Source organism: Nostoc sp. FACHB-152, from assembly GCF_014697475.1.
Taxonomy (GTDB): domain Bacteria; phylum Cyanobacteriota; class Cyanobacteriia; order Cyanobacteriales; family Nostocaceae; genus Nostoc_B.
Genome location: NZ_JACJRV010000121.1, coordinates 1 through 13,760 on the forward strand (window position 1 = coordinate 1; position 13,760 = coordinate 13,760).

The 13,760-nt window shown below is 39.9% G+C and carries 16 protein-coding genes and 1 CRISPR repeat array; of the genes, 11 read left to right on the plus strand and 5 right to left on the minus strand.

The genetic code is table 11. From position 1 onward, the window contains the following. Positions 1-234: 234 nt before the first annotated feature. Entirely contained in the window at positions 235-423 is a 189-nt protein-coding gene (rpsU, locus tag H6G76_RS34095) for a 30S ribosomal protein S21 (protein ID WP_015115835.1), read from the minus strand. A gap of 70 nt (positions 424-493) precedes the next feature. Further along, positions 494-802 carry an RNA-binding protein gene (locus H6G76_RS34100; protein ID WP_190710632.1) on the minus strand — a complete coding sequence of 103 codons (309 nt, stop codon included), beginning with the start codon at positions 800-802 and terminating at the stop codon, positions 494-496. Positions 803-1,168: 366 nt separating this feature from the next. Between H6G76_RS34100 and arfB the strand changes: the two genes are divergently transcribed. The 4 genes from arfB to H6G76_RS34120 all read left to right on the plus strand — a co-directional run bounded on the left by arfB (position 1,169) and on the right by H6G76_RS34120 (position 5,852). Continuing rightward, on the plus strand, positions 1,169-1,582 hold the full coding sequence (gene arfB / locus H6G76_RS34105; protein WP_190710633.1) for an alternative ribosome rescue aminoacyl-tRNA hydrolase ArfB: 414 nt from the start codon (positions 1,169-1,171) through the stop codon (positions 1,580-1,582). Positions 1,583-2,219: 637 nt separating this feature from the next. After that, a complete protein-coding gene (gene petJ, locus H6G76_RS34110; RefSeq protein WP_190710634.1) occupies positions 2,220-2,552 on the plus strand; it encodes a cytochrome c6 PetJ in 333 nt (110 codons plus the stop codon). Between the two features lie 102 nt (positions 2,553-2,654). Further along, positions 2,655-3,572 carry a tetratricopeptide repeat protein gene (locus tag H6G76_RS34115; RefSeq protein ID WP_190710635.1) on the plus strand — a complete coding sequence of 306 codons (918 nt, stop codon included), beginning with the start codon at positions 2,655-2,657 and terminating at the stop codon, positions 3,570-3,572. A gap of 132 nt (positions 3,573-3,704) precedes the next feature. Beyond that, a complete protein-coding gene (locus H6G76_RS34120; protein WP_190710636.1) occupies positions 3,705-5,852 on the plus strand; it encodes a TonB-dependent receptor domain-containing protein in 2,148 nt (715 codons plus the stop codon). Here the strand turns inward: H6G76_RS34120 and H6G76_RS34125 are convergent. Continuing rightward, the gene (locus H6G76_RS34125) at positions 5,835-6,182 is read right to left on the minus strand and encodes a hypothetical protein (RefSeq protein ID WP_190710637.1); all 348 of its coding nucleotides are present in this window, start codon (positions 6,180-6,182) and stop codon (positions 5,835-5,837) included. The two genes, H6G76_RS34120 and H6G76_RS34125, sit on opposite strands and share 18 nt — an antisense overlap. 111 nt (positions 6,183-6,293) lie before the next feature. Between H6G76_RS34125 and H6G76_RS34130 the strand changes: the two genes are divergently transcribed. The 3 genes from H6G76_RS34130 (at position 6,294) to H6G76_RS34140 (ending at position 8,093) form a co-directional block, all read left to right on the plus strand. Next, positions 6,294-6,590, plus strand: coding sequence for a hypothetical protein (locus H6G76_RS34130; protein WP_190710638.1), 297 nt, complete (start codon positions 6,294-6,296; stop codon positions 6,588-6,590). A 189-nt stretch (positions 6,591-6,779) separates the two neighbouring features. Then, positions 6,780-7,040, plus strand: a complete 261-nt coding sequence (locus H6G76_RS34135; protein WP_190710639.1) for a MoaD/ThiS family protein — start codon at positions 6,780-6,782, stop codon at positions 7,038-7,040. Between the two features lie 45 nt (positions 7,041-7,085). After that, on the plus strand, positions 7,086-8,093 hold the full coding sequence (locus H6G76_RS34140) for a glycosyltransferase (protein ID WP_190710640.1): 1,008 nt from the start codon (positions 7,086-7,088) through the stop codon (positions 8,091-8,093). Positions 8,094-8,255: 162 nt separating this feature from the next. Here H6G76_RS34140 and H6G76_RS34145 read toward each other — a convergent pair whose 3' ends face one another. Continuing rightward, a complete protein-coding gene (locus tag H6G76_RS34145) occupies positions 8,256-8,429 on the minus strand; it encodes a hypothetical protein (RefSeq protein ID WP_190710641.1) in 174 nt (57 codons plus the stop codon). An 85-nt stretch (positions 8,430-8,514) separates the two neighbouring features. Between H6G76_RS34145 and H6G76_RS34150 the strand changes: the two genes are divergently transcribed. From H6G76_RS34150 to H6G76_RS34160, 4 genes are all read left to right on the plus strand, one after another. Next, complete coding sequence (locus H6G76_RS34150; protein ID WP_190710642.1) at positions 8,515-8,970, plus strand: hypothetical protein; 456 nt, start codon at positions 8,515-8,517, stop codon at positions 8,968-8,970. Between the two features lie 26 nt (positions 8,971-8,996). Next, complete coding sequence (locus H6G76_RS37940) at positions 8,997-9,128, plus strand: hypothetical protein (RefSeq protein WP_277883158.1); 132 nt, start codon at positions 8,997-8,999, stop codon at positions 9,126-9,128. 97 nt (positions 9,129-9,225) lie between these two features. Continuing rightward, the gene (locus H6G76_RS34155) at positions 9,226-10,413 is read left to right on the plus strand and encodes an FtsW/RodA/SpoVE family cell cycle protein (protein WP_190710643.1); all 1,188 of its coding nucleotides are present in this window, start codon (positions 9,226-9,228) and stop codon (positions 10,411-10,413) included. Positions 10,414-10,579: 166 nt separating this feature from the next. Further along, positions 10,580-11,920 carry a sorbosone dehydrogenase family protein gene (locus tag H6G76_RS34160; protein ID WP_190710644.1) on the plus strand — a complete coding sequence of 447 codons (1,341 nt, stop codon included), beginning with the start codon at positions 10,580-10,582 and terminating at the stop codon, positions 11,918-11,920. Between the two features lie 254 nt (positions 11,921-12,174). Continuing rightward, positions 12,175-12,958: direct repeats of the CRISPR family, unit length 37 nt; unit sequence GTTGAAATTTCACTTAATCCCTATCAGGGATTGAAAC. Between the two features lie 124 nt (positions 12,959-13,082). On the opposite strand, the gene H6G76_RS34165 is transcribed toward H6G76_RS34160, so the two are convergent. Beyond that, entirely contained in the window at positions 13,083-13,355 is a 273-nt protein-coding gene (locus H6G76_RS34165; RefSeq protein WP_190710645.1) for a GlsB/YeaQ/YmgE family stress response membrane protein, read from the minus strand. Positions 13,356-13,760: the final 405 nt, after the last annotated feature.

A 13,760-nucleotide genomic window follows, 5' to 3' on the forward strand; every position in this document is an offset into this window, starting at 1 on the left:
CTGCATCAGTGAAGTCGCTGGAATACGCCATTAGCATTGGATTTTAGATGCTGAGGAGTACCTTAATTCAAAACCTCATAAGATGTCAAATGGGTTCTATATGCTTGGGAATGCTACATAGCTTTGAAGCTAGTAAGAATTACCATTGCTCCCTTTTTGCTTATTGCTGCTAAATTCCATAGAAAAAACCCTCATAAAAACTATGAGGGCATTAGTTTATATCTATGTCAGTTTTCAAGTGCGGAAACGTCTTTTACCCTGCTTTTGTAAAGCCAGTTTTTTGCGCTTGGATTTTTCAATAGGCGTTTCAAAGTGACGATGCTTTCTCATGTCTTGAAAAATCCCGGCTTTGGAAACTTCTCGCTTAAATCGGCGTAAGGCTGATTCAAGATGTTCATTTTCACCGACTATGATTTGGGTCATTCTCTCTCCTACTCAATTGAATTCATCAATGGCCTAAAAAATCGCTTTCTCAAATTTCCGGTTTCAAATTTTAGTAGCGTCCGCGTCCACCGCCGCCGCCATATCCGCCCCGGTTGCCACCAGAAGAACCTCTGTCTTCTCTGGGCTTGGCTTTGTTAACTTTTAAGTCACGACCCATCCATTCAGCACCATCAAGAGCTTCAATGGCAGCAGTTTCTTCAGCATCTGTTCCCATTTCCACAAAAGCGAAGCCGCGCAGACGACCTGTTTCCCGGTCTTTTGGTAATTGAACCCGATTTACTTTACCATATTCAGCAAAAACACCCTTAAGATCTTCTTCTGTAACTTCATAAGAGAGGTTGCCTACATAAATTGACATGGATTTTCTCCAAAATTATTAGTGTGTAGAGATTTAAATTTTGGAGAAAAGTCTGTAAATACCAAAAGGGTAAAGCCTGTCAATACTAAAAACAAAAATACTCACCAAATTAATTCTCTTTTTCTAGGATGACATAAAAGCCAATTAATCGCATCCAGTAAAAGGTTAATAAATGGTTAACCCTGATGTAATGAGGTAGCGATCGCTCGTAGTCAACAGCCTAGGCTTGCCACGCTACGGTTTTTGGGGCTGTCCCTTTCCCCACAGCCCGCCTTAATGGGGCTTTAGTTATGGGTTATCAAACTATTTTCTTTGAAAAAGCAATTGGTGAACTGGTAAGCGCACCCAATAAGCTATATATAAGTTATGCTGCAAATTTCAAATAAAATTATCATCCCTGATAGCGAACTCGAAATTAGCGCGATTCGTTCTCAAGGTGCAGGGGGTCAAAATGTCAACAAGGTGGCTACAGCTATCCACTTACGCTTTGACATTGAAGCTTCATCATTACCCGCTTTCTATAAACAGCAACTTTTAAAGCTCAACGACCGACGTATCACTCAAGAGGGTGTTGTGGTCATCAAAGCTCAAGAATACCGCAGCCAAGAACAAAATCGGGAAGAAGCTTTGCAAAGGCTCAAGCAACTCATACTCAGCGCCATTGTGTTGCCCGAAATACGCAAACCAACCAAACCAACTCGCAGTTCTCAAAAAAAACGTCTTGACAGTAAAACTAAGCGCGGACAAATTAAGTCCATGAGAAAGCAGATAATTGATTAAAAATAAAGGGATGTTGAAGAGTTAGTGATTACTCAAGACATCAAGATTTTCTTATTGTAATATGACTACATTACAAAATGTATTATACTAAAACACAATGAATCTCTTGTGTCCTTTGGGAACATGAAGGACATCTAAGACCCCAACTAGCAATACGGTTCGGATAAGCATTTTGAACTAAGAATTGGTTTGGGGAAAAGGTTAAAGGGTAAGGGTTAAAGGTTTTTCTTCCCCTTTAACCGAACTGTATGGCCCCAACTAGTACATTTAGTTGGGGTAATTTTTTTGTGGTAGTGATAGGTGCAAGTCTAGTGGTTAGGACTAACTCCGGATACGAAAAACAGTTACTTTATAATTGCAAATTGCTTTGACTTATCTGTTACCAACTGTTAAGTCATCTTGTGCGTAGTCAGAATGCAACATTTCACAATCACTTCAATTAAGTTTGACAGCTTGTCTTTTGACGAAGGTAATTCAATCAACTGACAATTATTAAAGATATAGCAATCCTATTCGATTTACAAACTGCTTATGGTGGCAGGCAATAGGGAAGAGGCAATAGGCAATAGAATTGTTTGCAAATGATTTAGGGTTGCTATATTGCCCAAATAAGCCCTGGTTTCAGAGGGAACACTCAATGAAAAGAATTATTACACTAATGCTGTTAGGCATCGCTATTTTCACATTTGTCTTCAACAGCCCAGCTTTGGCAGCAGATAGTGGTAATGGAGCTAAAATATTTAGTGCTAATTGTGCTGCTTGTCATGCAGGTGGAAAAAATTTAGTGAAGCTTGAAAAGTCTTTGAAAAAAGACGATCTAGAAAAGTATGGCATGAACTCAGCAGAAGCCATTATTGCCCAAGTAACAAATGGGAAGAATGCTATGCCTGCTTTTAAAGGTCGTTTAAATGCTAACCAAATTGAAGATGTAGCTGCTTACGTACTAGAACAAGCAGAAAAAGTTTGGTAGTAAGTCAAAATTCAGTTTAACAATTCGCGGGGCTAATTGTCCCGCAAATTCTATTGTTGCCGAAGTGGTCGCTCAAAGAAAGTAATAATAGTAATAATATTTATGTTTGACTTCTGGCGGTTCATACTCAGCTTGATAGTTGTATTTCCTCTTAGTTTTGCTGCTCCATCTCTACCAGTATCACCTACGTTGCTTACACAAAATCTAGCAATTGACTCTTTCAAATTAGGTGTGGAACAGATGCAGCAACGTAATTATGAGGAAGCGATCGCTCACTTTAATCAAGCAATTCAACAACATGAAAAAACAGCTGCTACTTACAGTAATCGCTGTCTTGCTTATCTTTATTTACAAGATTACCATACAGCGATCGCTGATTGCACTCAAGCAGTAAATTTTGCACCAAATAATATTGAAGCTTATCTAAATCGTGGATTAGCACATTATAGGCAAGGTAATTATTTAAGTGCCATTGAGGATAATAATCAAGCGATCGCTGCTAAACCAAATGAGTTTCGTGCCTATTATAATCGAGGTGTAGTGCGTACTGCCCTGGGTGATTATACAATTGCAATTAGCGATTTTAATCTGGCATTAGCGCAAATTCCGCAAGTAACCAATTTATCGTTTGCAGATATTTACAACGATAGGGGTTTAGCTCATTTTCAATTACATAATTTAGCAGCAGCGATGCACGACTTTAATCTAGCACTTCGTTTCAATGCTAACGATTATAGAGCTTATTTTAACCTAGGTTGTGTGTGTGGCCGTAATGGAGATAATACAGGTGCAGTCAGTAATTTTTCTAAAGTTATTAAACTAGATCCCACTAATGCCCAAGCTTATCTAAATCGAGGTATAGCTGAATCTAGTCTAGGATATCATCAAAGAGCGATCGCTGATTTAAACAAGGCATCTGAGTATTTTGAATACCACAACCAAAAAGTTGCCTACAATAAAACAATAGAACTACTCAAGCTTTTGCAAGAACAAATCCAACTTGCAGCAACAGTAGGTTAAGATAATCACGCTTCAACATTATTTGATTTCTCAACAATTACTGCAAATATGACAGTGTGTCGTTTGACAAAATTTTACAGTAACAGCAACAATACCGATTGGTGATTGTTGTTACTTGGTGTGAAACGAGACGTGAAAAAGAATTGTTGGTTGCTTGGTACTTTCCCGATTTTACTGATAACTTTACCTACTTACGCTATTGAGTCTGATATAAAAAATCAAGCGAGTGCTACATCAAATCAAGTAACTTCAGATATTCCCTATTTACACGAAATTAAATTAGCCCCTACAGATGCTCAATTACTAACTCAAGAAACTAATCTTGATGAGGAAGTTAACCCAGAAAATCAGCCGGAAGCAGAATCAATTCCGACTACTGACGAGGAAGTTAACCCAGAAAATCAGCCAGAAGTTGATACACAACCTACTGAAGATGCAGATATAACTATCGAAGTAATTGGAGAACAAGATACTCCTTCTGGCTCTACACCTGTTTATGTCATCGAGAAAGAAGAAATACAAAAACAAGGTGCTACCAGCGTAGCCGATATTTTAAAAAGAATGCCTGGTTTTGCGATTAATGATGTTGGACATGGTGCAGATATTCATACAGGCACATATTACCGAGGAGCTTCAATTAATCAGTCGGTATTTTTAATAAATGGCAGACCAATTAACAATAATGTCAACACTTATCATGGTGCAACTGATTTAAATAGTATCCCAGTTGAAGCGATTGAACGAGTAGAATTATCTAGCGGTGTTGCTTCTACTTTGTATGGTTCGTCTGCTTTTGGCGGAGTTGTGAATATTATCACCAAAGAAGGTTATGGTCAACCTAAAGCAACTGGTAGCCTAGAATTCGGTTCTTTAAACTTAAATAATCAACAGGTTAGTTTTGGTGGTTCTGTTGGTGATGCTAGATATAATTTCAGCTTTGAAAGATACTTTATAGATAACCGTTACCGTGTTCCTGTAGGTGCAGCTAACCGTGATCCTGAAGGTTACTTATTTAATGCAGACACAGCAACGAGTACATACTTTGGCAATATCGCTTTAGATTTAGACACTAGAAATACTTTAAATTTAGATGTTAAGACACTCAGCAGTCGTCGAGGTTTGATATATTTTGGTTTTCCATTGCAAAGAGACAGACTAGACCATGATGGGTTAAATTTTGGTTTATCTTGGAAAACTCGTTTAGGAAATGGCGATCGCTCAAATCTAACAACTACAATTGGTTACAATCAAGACTATTTCAGTACCTATGGCCCTACAGGTAACTTTTATCGTACAGGTATTTTAGATACACAACAGTTATCAGCTAGAGTAGACCATGAATGGCAATTGAGCGATACTAATAAATTACGCTGGGGATTAGATTTAAAAAACACAGACTTAAATGGTGATGTGCTGAGTACAAATCCCACTCGCATTGCTAATAACGAAACTGAAAATAAAAACGTATTAAACACAGCTTTATTTGCTGTTAATAGTTGGAATATTACTAACAATTTTCAACTAGATTTAGGACTGAGACAAAGTTTTGATGGAGAGTTTGGTAGTTATCTCAATCCTAGTGCTGGCTTACGTTATGCACTCACACCAACCATTGCCATGCGTGGAAGTTGGACGGGTGGACAGCGCAATCCTGGATTAGATCAGTTATATGTTTATGATACGGTTCATGGTTGGGAACCAAATCCTGATTTAGAACCAGAAACTGGCTCTTCTTGGACTGCGGGAGTAGATGTTAAATTATCAGAAAACTTGACAGGACAGTTTACCTATTTCGGTAGCAGTATAGATAATCGTCTAGGAGTAGTAGCAGGACGATGGGCAAATATTGGACTAGTAGATACTAATGGCTTAGAAGCAGCTTTACAACTCAAACTGAATTCTGGCTGGTCAACTTTCCTTAACTATACTTATACAGATTCCCAAATCAAAACAGGTACAGAAAGAGGTTTACAGTTGGGGATGATTCCTTATTCTGTACTTCAAGCTGGCGTTGGTTATCAAAATTCAGGTTGGCAAGCTAATTTGTATATGACATACAACAGTGGCGCGCGCCGAGCCTTTTTTAACAGACAAAACGACCAAATTACAGATTTTGTCCCATCTTTTGTGAATCTAGATTTTAGCGGACGTATCCCGATAGCTGGCAATTTAGGGTTAACAGTTTATTTAGAAAATTTACTAGATGAGCAATACGAGCGAGCAAATCGGATTTATAGCCCTGGATTTACCTTTCGCGTAGGGTTAAGTTCTAGCTTGTAGATTAGAATGGCTGATATATAATAATCCGGTTTGATTACTGAACATACCTTTGTAGTCAGGCAATAGGCAATAGGCAATAGCTTCTAAGGCGAATGGCACTAAGAAAAGCTGAAAGCTTGTGTAGGCAGGGTGTTGGGTGTGGGGTGTAGGGTGTAGGGGAAGATTAAGAAAACCAAATATCGAGTACGAACATAAATATTTTCCTTCTTCACTACACCCCACACCCGACACCCCACACCCGCTCATCCTTATAGGTAAAGGATTTGGCGTTATCTTAGTGCCATTCGCGTCTAAGGCAGATAACAATGTACTGATTGTTGAAAAAATCAAATACTAGTCCTATAGCAGTCAGTGTAGGAGATTCAAAAAAATCTATTGCCTATTGCCTCTTCCCTATTACCTACCCCCATAAGCAATTTGTAACTCAAATAGGATTGCTATATGAGAGCCAGAATTAACAATCAAGTGTTATTTCTCAACCACGAGGATTTGCCAGAGTTTAAAAAAGGTGGTTCTGTGGTAAGAAATTCTTATTTTTGGGCATTACGTTCAATTGCTGGTCGAGCTTCGCGTTACAGTGATTGGGAATATGAATTAGAAGTTTGGTTCGCACTCAGGCGAATGCTATTGTCGTTTGCTGAGTCTGGGTATTTAGGATATAGAGAAACCTTATTAGAATTTCCTATAGAAATGAGCGAAATTCCTGATGTACTGCGGGATGTATCAACTTGGGAATAGTAATGGCTTTCTCCAAAAAATAAAATATCTGTATAAATGAGTGATAGTATTTTTGCTAACGAAGCTAATAACACATGATTATGTGTTGTCAGAATGATACCAATCGAGTGTTTACCGATTTTACCCATAAATTTCTGTCTAGTAGGGAAACTCTGGGTTGAAAATACTTCTGGAATGTAAAAGTTTTGTATGTCGAAATCTGCAATCACAGTCACCGTCAAATTATTCGCTGCTTATCAAGAAGCCTTTGAAATGCCAGAATTAGTATTAGAATTACCGGAGGGTACGCCAGTAGAAGCAGTATGCGATCGCCTGATTGCAGAACGTCCAGAACTAGCTAAATGGCGCGACGTTACCCGCTTTGGGATCAATCTAATTTTTGTCGAACCTGATACCCTACTGCAAGATGGCGATGAGGTTGTACTGATTCCGCCTGTTAGTGGAGGGTAGGAAGAGGCAGGGGGGCAGGAGAGAATAACAAATGACTATTGACCATTGACTAACACTTGGCTAATTTACGCCCTGGGTGGGGGTTGGGGACATTTAAATCGGGCTTTGGCTTTGGGGAGAATTGCCGCAGCCCAAACAAACGTGAAAATTATTACTAACAGTCGTTATGCACAGCACGTTAGTAATGAAGGTTGCAGAATACATTGCATTCCTGATGACAATGATTTTCCTGTAACTTGTCAGGAAGTACGAGAAATTGTATTAAATACTGAATGCGATCGCTTAATTATCGATACATTTCCTAGAGGTTTAGGTGGTGAGTTGGCAGACATCTTACCGCAGATGCATTCTATAGCCCGGATTTTAATTCATCGAGATATTAATCCAGATTATGTAACTGCCAAAAATTTGCGCTCTTTTGTTGCAGAAAATTACGATCAAGTAATTGTCCCAGGGGAAGGAGAAGATTTACCCTTGGCTGACTTAGCGAATGTACAGCATACTGCACCTTGGTTAATTCGTAATGCTTGGGAATTAGCAGATAAAATGACAGTGCGATCGCATATTCTCAAAGTAGAGCCATCCATTAAAACTATTGTTGTTTGTGCAGCCGGGAACGCCTCAGAGTTGTCATTATTTGCCCAACTTACCCAGCGTTTACAGCAAAATTTCCTAGATTGTGCAGTCAGAATTTTAGCAGCTAATTGTCCCGCCAAAAATTTAGAAGATTTATGGATAAGTCATCATCCAGGGATGGAATGTTTAGCAGCTGCCGATGTTGTAGTCGGGGGCGCAGGATACAACACAGTTTATGAATGTGCAGCCTTGGGTGTACCTTTGGTAGCCTTTGCGTTTAAAAGATTGTACGATCGCCAAGCCAAAAGAGCCAAAAAAGTTTACAGAGTCACAACTATAGCAGAAGCAGTAACTACCGTTAGAACACTTCTAGAGAAAGTAGAACTAGCCAATCATTTATTTGTACCAAGTTATGTTAACGGTGCTGTACAAGCCGTAAATCATATCCAAGTTAGTTCAACCTACTTAGACACCTGATTACTTGATGTATAGTATCCAGTCATGTCAATTGGAAGAAATACGGAATTTTGCAGTCTAATCCATCTAATAGTGGTAGTATTTCCACTAATCACAGACCAATCCCCCGTTTGGGGCTGCTAGAGTGCGAATTTCCTTTCTAAATAATCAAAATTAGCAGTATTAGACCGATAAAGTCAGTCTAATAAATAGTCTTGCTGGCTGCGACAAAATTTGACTGGATGGCAATCCCATATTGATACCAGCCAGAATAACACTTTGTTGCAATTGACAGCCGACAGCAGCGAACAGAGCTAACCGCGTCATATAGCGCTTGTACTGAAGCTTCTGGGTCATGCTCCAACCTGGGGAATCTAAATTTTTAGGGAGAAGCAAAAAAATGCCAAAAAAATCTATTCAAATCAGGAATATTTTCAAGGTAGTGGCGGTAATTCTAGTCATACTGGGTATATACACTGCTCAGTCTGCTATGGCTGCTGATGATGGGAATTTTACAAACGCCAGTCTTCAGGGGAATTATGCCTATATCAACAACAATGCTGATGTTGCCAGTTTAGGGCCAATAACCTTCAACGGCAGAGGTGGACTGACCGTGGACATCCTAGCGAACTTACCATGTAACACTCCCGTCCCTAATTGTTCTAGAAGCATTAACGATGTTCCCCCAGTGCCAAATGGAACTTATTCGGTAGCAACAAATGGTACAGGTGTTGCTACGATCCCTTTCTCTACCGGCACAGTCGCATATAACTTTATAATCTCCGAGACTGAGAAAAAAGGAAGAATACTCCTAGCTACCAAGGTTTTTGCGGTTGGTCGAAAAGGAGGATTGTCAGGGCAGTTAATCGCTCCCACATGGAGCCGAATATCAGACTAAGAAAGGAGCAAGCGTAGCAAAGCAGAGTGAGCAAGATTGAAGTCTTGCCCACTCTCAGTAAACCGAAAAACTTCTTTAAGGCTCAACCGCTAAAAATTTGGGTATTTTTCAGGCTAGGAATTCATCGCCTAGCGGTTGAGCAAAAAACACTACCGTAATTTCCCTTAACGATCGCCAGAGTTAAGGCAGATTTGAGTTATAAGTTATAAGTTATGAGTTTATACCTGAACTGTTAAGCCATACCTGTACTAAATCGTGAATCTAAGCCGACTGATTCCAATTTTTGATAATTCCGTCGCTACCTGGGCATTAGAAGCGCGACTGCTGCGCTGGTTGACATTAATTTGGCTATTCGTTGGGCTAATTGTGCTGTATTCAGCATCTTACCCAGTAGCCGACGCACGTCATGGTGACGGATTATATTACTTCAAACGTCAGATCATTTGGGTTTTAGTCTCCTTAATTGGATTCAACTATATTGTGAATCTGCCGTTACGCAAAATTTTGGGGATATCCCATTGGTTTTTAGCACTGTTTTTGCTATTAATTTTCGTGACTTTAATCCCAGGGTTGGGGAAAAAAGCTTTTGATGCAGCACGTTGGATAGCCATAGGCCCAATTCCCCTGCAACCCTCGGAATTGATTAAACCCTTTTTAGTATTGCAAAGTGCGCGACTGTTTGGACAATGGGAACGATTAACTTGGCGAGTGCGCTTGACTTGGTTAGGGATTTTTTGTTTAGTCCTTTTAGGAATTCTCGCCCAGCCTAACTTGAGTACCACAGCACTTTGCGGTATGACAATTTGGCTGATTGCCTTAGCTGCTGGATTACCTTATAAATATTTGGGCGGAACCGCAGTAGGCGGAGTATTATTAGCCTTACTCAGTATTAGCATCAAAGAATATCAACGCAAACGGGTTATGTCATTTCTCAACCCTTGGGCAGATGCGACAGGTGACGGATATCAGTTAGTCCAAAGTTTGTTGGCTGTCGGTTCTGGTCAAACTTGGGGTGCTGGCTATGGCTTTTCTCAACAAAAACAGTTTTTCTTACCCATTCAAGACACCGACTTTATTTTTGCCGTCTTCTCGGAAGAATTTGGTTTTATTGGCGGTATAGTACTGCTGCTGATGCTAGTCATCTTCACCACTTTAGGGTTAATTGTCGCTCTCAAGGCAAAAAATCCTATTAATAGATTAGTAGCGATCGGTGTAACAGTTGTGATGGTGGGGCAATCTTTATTACATATCGGTGTGACTACAGGCGCGTTGCCAACCACAGGCTTACCCTTACCAATGTTTAGTTATGGTGGTAATTCTATGATTGCCAGCCTAGTAGCTGCGGCATTGCTAATTCGGGTAGCAAGAGAAAGTAGCGAAGCCGAAGTAGTCCCTTTACGTAGAACTCCACCTAGTAATGGTCGTCAGCGTCGGATGTTTTAGTGGTTCATGTCATTAAATTAGCTCCCCGACTTTTTCAAGAAGTCGGGGAGCTTGTAACTTCGTAAACCATCAAAAGCTTCTGGTGATAAAAATCGAACTTGAGACAGGCAACAATTATTAAATCTCCAGTCTACATTGAGAAAGTTGTGTATAAATGACCACTGTGATGAAATTTTCAGGGCGCTGCTTGTTGTTGGCTTTTTTATTGTTCACAGCCGCCTGTAACCAAACACGCGCCTCTTCAGAAGATGCGACAAAGGATGTAGAGATACCTTCGCCCCAGCTAGTACAGAATATTAGCCAGCCAAACAATCTCATCCCTACTGAATCTTTTTCACCCCAACCCATTCGCATCAATTTACAAAATTTACCAGCACCTTTCGCCACAGACAGCGCATCAAAGCGGCCAAAGGTAGTGTCTATTCCCCAAAATCCAGTGTTGCTTGTACCACAAGGATTTAAAGTCAATGTCTTTGCGGAAGGGTTGGATGCACCACGTTGGTTAGCTTTAACACCTAGCGGTGATGTGCTAGTAACAGAAACTAAGCAAAATCGCATTCGGCTGTTACGTGATAGTAACGGCGATGGTGTTGCTGATGTGCAACAAACATTTGCCAGTGCAGCCAATGGAGTAAATATTCCTTTTGGAATGACATTTACAAGTAATTATTTCTTTTTAGGCAATTCAAATGCAGTTTTACGCTTTCCCTACAAAGTAGGTCAACAGCAACTATCTGGTATGGGGACAAAAATTGCTGACCTTCCTGGTGGTGGTTACAATCAACATTGGACACGCAATGTATTAGCTGCACCCGATGGTCAAAAGTTGTATGTTTCTGTTGGTTCTGCTACTAATGTCAATGAAGAACCCTTACCAAGGGCTTCCGTGCAAATAATGAATTTGGATGGCTCCCAGCAGCAGACTTTCGCTTCAGGTTTGCGAAATCCTGTCGGTTTGGCTTTTCATCCCGTTACTAAAGAGTTGTACACCACAGTTAATGAACGGGATGGAATTGGTGATAATTTGGTTCCAGATTATTTGACCCGTATTCGTCAAGGGGAATTTTATGGTTGGCCTTATGCTTATTTATCACCAACCAACCTTGACCCACGGCAAATAGAGAACGGTAAAACTAAACGCCCCGATTTAGCAGCCCAGACACGCACTCCAGATGTATTATTTGAATCTCACTCAGCAGCTTTAGGCTTGCAATTTTATGACGGTAAGACTTTTCCAGAGAAATATCGTAATGGTGCTTTTGTAGCTTTTCGGGGTTCTTGGAACCGCGATCGCGGCACAGGCTATAAAGTAGTATTTGTACCCTTTGATGCAAAAAGTAGACCACAAGGCTACTACGAGGATTTTCTAACAGGATTTTTGCTTGACCCATCTATTCCGACCACTTGGGGGCGACCTGTTGGTTTATTAGTGTTACCTGATGGTAGTTTACTAGTGACAGAAGAAGTTAATAACCGGATTTATCGAATTCAATATACAGGCAGCTAACATGATTTGAGATTTTTAATTAGCTGAATGCGCGGATGGGTAGATGTAAAAAATTGGATTTAAGGAAAAATGCTTGTACTCTTTACCAGATAAGCGTTTGCACCACAATTCAATCAAAAGCATCCGCGCGCCTTACCCTGTCTGAGTTTCAGCTATTTTGCATCAATCTATCTAAACTTTTGAATGCTACAATCAGACCATCCGCGACACTGAACTTTGAAAACCACATAAAACCGTACTTTCAGCCTCCCGCAGTTGAAATTTCACTTAATCCCTATCAGGGATTGAAACCACGATGTTTCTATCGAAAACTCTTTTACAGACTCATGGAATGTTGAAATTTCACTTAATCCCTATCAGGGATTGAAACTTATAGGTGGCTTGCACTTGGCTATCCTCAATTGAGTTGAAATTTCACTTAATCCCTATCAGGGATTGAAACTTTTTGATGGTTACTATTTGCAATCACAAGAACCAGGTTGAAATTTCACTTAATCCCTATCAGGGATTGAAACCTTGATTAAGGGAGGAACTTTTTTCTACTCTACAGGGTTGAAATTTCACTTAATCCCTATCAGGGATTGAAACAGCGCGTGAGATAGTATCAGCAGTTTTATTCATAATGCGGAGTTGAAATTTCACTTAATCCCTATCAGGGATTGAAACGCTTAGGGGAGTATGTAGCAAATAAAGTCCCCGCAGTTGAAGTTGAAATTTCACTTAATCCCTATCAGGGATTGAAACGCAAAGGTGAACTTGGCTTGTTTTTTGGTGCGAATTCAATTGTTGAAATTTCACTTAATCCCTATCAGGGATTGAAACTTATTTTTTTTAATGGGCTGCTGGGGAGTTTTTAGTTGAAATTTCACTTAATCCCTATCAGGGATTGAAACGGTATCTTTCACCTAAGGCGGTAGATTATCTTGATAAAGTTGAAATTTCACTTAATCCCTATCAGGGATTGAAACGTATTTAGCTTGGCAAAGCACAAAAGCCTCGGAATTGAAATTTCACTTAATCCCTATCAGGGATTTCTAAATCAAACTATAATAATAGCGTCAGCCTTTAACGAGACTGACGCTATTTTTTTTAAATAAGTTCAGGACAAAATAACTAATAAATACGCCCTGAAGATTAATATAATTTCAACACAGTTACTCTATTAAACAGTACTGCGGCGAGTTAACAAATTCCACAAGAAAACGGCAATAATAGCACCCAGTACTGCGACTAAAACCCCAGGAATGCTAAGAGAAGGAGCCGCTAACGCAAAGTTACCCGTACTGAAGAATACTCCTAAGCTACCACCAATAAATGCACCGATGATACCTAACAAAATTGTTCCTAAAATCCCGCCGCCTTGATGACCGGGGTAGATGGCTTTAGCAATAGCACCAGCAATTAAACCTAAGACGATCCAAGCAAGAATGTTCATTGTATTTGTGTTTTGGTAAGGTTTTTTTCTGACACTTTCAGATTAACAAGTTCAATAGTTTTAGCCAATCTATCATCAGAATTAATTATGAATAGCCTGAAGGAATAGTAAAACAACTACCAATTCTTTTGATACAGCAACAGCCAACACAGTTAGGACATCAAGAGATAATAAAACTAAGACATCACAAGGCTTTTAACCCTGTTACCTCTCACCTATCCTCTGTCACCTCCGTTTTCATCTTTGTCGCTTTGAGAAGGTACCTTTTAACCCTGTTACCTGTCACCTATCCTCTGTCACCTACTATAGAACCCATTTGACATCTTAGGAAGAACCTGCAAGCCTCTTAATCATGAGCCTGATGAAGCAGAGGTTGAGTTTGGCAGTGGCACTAGCTAGAGTTCG